Annotated in this window: 3 protein-coding genes; all 3 read right to left on the bottom strand. The window is 65.5% G+C overall.

The genetic code is table 11. The features are described 5' to 3' along the window. Positions 1-50: 50 nt before the first annotated feature. The 3 genes from hypA to hybE are packed head-to-tail and all read right to left on the bottom strand — an operon-like array spanning position 51 to position 1985. Complete coding sequence (gene hypA / locus I5M_RS04505; RefSeq protein ID WP_022720314.1) at positions 51-392, bottom strand: hydrogenase maturation nickel metallochaperone HypA; 342 nt, start codon at positions 390-392, stop codon at positions 51-53. Beyond that, entirely contained in the window at positions 385-1461 is a 1077-nt protein-coding gene (locus I5M_RS04500; protein ID WP_022720313.1) for a nickel-dependent hydrogenase large subunit, read from the bottom strand. The genes hypA and I5M_RS04500 overlap by 8 nt, the downstream gene beginning before the upstream one ends. After that, positions 1458-1985: a [NiFe]-hydrogenase assembly chaperone HybE gene (gene hybE / locus I5M_RS04495; RefSeq protein WP_031335367.1), complete on the bottom strand. Its 528-nt coding sequence runs from the start codon at positions 1983-1985 to the stop codon at positions 1458-1460. The genes I5M_RS04500 and hybE overlap by 4 nt, the downstream gene beginning before the upstream one ends. Positions 1986-2000 lie beyond the last annotated feature (15 nt).

Here is a 2000-nt window from a genome sequence, read left to right as displayed (position 1 = left end):
GGCATTTTCGATTGTCGCTTTGCCGTTTCCGCAGCGGCAGACCGTACACATCAGCCGACCTCCCACTCTTTGACCCGCATTTCTTCGCCGCCCGTCACCTGGAGCTGATAGCTGCCGCAGGATGGGCACGGCTCGTAACGCTGCTTGATCTCGACGCTCTCGGAACACGCCATGCACCAGGCCGTCCCCGGCAGCTCGATGATATCGAGTCTCGCACCCTGCGCGATGGTCCGCGCCGCCACGGCCTCGAAGCAAAACTTCAGCGCCTCGGGCGCGACGTGGCTGAGCGCCCCGATCTCCAGGCAAACGACGGTGACTCTAGCGAAAGCACGCTTGCGCGCTTCGTCTTCGACGATGCCGATGATGCCTTCGCACAGCGCCATCTCATGCATGGCTGGCCTCGCGAAAATCCAGGCTAAAGCCGACGCAGGGATCGAACGAGCCGACCAGCGCCCGCACCGCATCCTGTCCCTGTGGGCCATCACCGAGGACCGCCCCCTTGAGGCTGCGGACCAGCGGCCCACGGGCGTGAAAGTTCCACTCCGTCGGCGCCAGAAACTCGAATGCAACGATCCGGTCTGCGTCATCCAGCGCAACGGCGTGATACAACCGGCCGCGCGCGCATTCGACGGCGGCCGCGCCCTTGCGATCGCCGAGTTGATAGCTGGCAATCACGTCATTGCGGTCGTCGTCGCCACGTTCGAGCCAGTCGCAAAGCTGCGCAATCTCGGCGACGCGCGCGTTCAGCCGCGCAGCAGGACTAGTCTCGGCCGCCTCGCGGCTAGCGCTACGCGCCCAGACGCCGGTCTCGGGAATTCGCCCCTGCAGATCGGGTGCGTCTGAAAAGGCAACTCCATCAGCGAGCAGACGGGTCACGATATCGAGATCGTCGGCGGCCGTGAGGAACGATGGCTCGACCATTTGTTGCGACCGCAGCCCGCCGTCCTGTGCTGCGCTGTCTGCGCACGGGTTGGCCGGCGCGATGGCTCGGTCCCCGCCAAAAATTCCCAGCGTCGCAAGCGCTGCATTGATCCGCGCCACTGCATCACGTCGGACCTCCGGTGATGGCGCCTCATCCAAATTTCCAAGCAACGTCGCCGCCTGCATCACCTCGCGCACGGCGGCGGCGCTCGTCGCGTCGAGCGTGTGCATTCCAACGAACATCCCGCGCACCAACTCAGTCAGCCGTTCGGCCATCACCAAAGTGAGGCGCTGCCGAGCTGTCTCGCGCGTGGCCTGCCGCTGTTGCGCGGCTTCCACCGCGGAGACGAACGCCACCTGATGCGCAACCGAGCATAGCGAAAAAAGTCGCGGCAACACCGGCAAAATCGACTCCGACGGCTTTCCGGCGAACAGCCGCGTCAGCGGCGGCCGGCTACGCGGCGTGATCGCGACATCGGCGATCGTGGCGCCGGCGAGCCACACCGTGACGTCGATCTCGTTGCGGAAGCCAAGGCTCATCCGCGCTTCTCCGTCAGCGTCCCACGCAGAAAGCTGCGCCGGTCGATCGGCTTGGTCGGCGGCTCGCGGCGGCGCACCGCCTCTTCGCTATCGGACGGCAGCATCAGTTCGGCGAACACAGCCTCGGCGGTCGCGCGCGCCATTTCCATGTCGGCGAATTCGAACATCGGCGAGAACAGCGAGCAGCTGGCAATCCGGCCCATCTGCCCGACCTCGCTCAGGCTGAATTCGATGTCGCCGGCCGGAAATCGAATCCGCAAGCTCGGGCCGGCGACCGCCTGGGCCACCGCGCTCGCCGGCATCACCACGTTCATGAACCAGGGCGTCACGATGATGCCGACCATCGAACCGTTGAAGCGGCGGAAGCCGACGGCTTCAACACTCAGCGCCTCGTTGTAGATCGGCAGATCGCGCATCGCGCGGTCGCCGATCTCGCGATAGCCACGCGCGAGTAGTTCGCCCCATGTGACCGCATCGGCATCACCGGCCGAAGTGGACGGGGTCTCTGGCGCGCATCCGCTCATGTTTCGATCGCCATG

The sequence above is a fragment of the Rhodopseudomonas sp. B29 genome, from assembly GCF_000333455.1.
Lineage (GTDB): Bacteria > Pseudomonadota > Alphaproteobacteria > Rhizobiales > Xanthobacteraceae > Rhodopseudomonas.
Note: the sequence above shows the minus strand (reverse complement) of the source record. Positions and strands in the feature narration are given on the sequence as shown.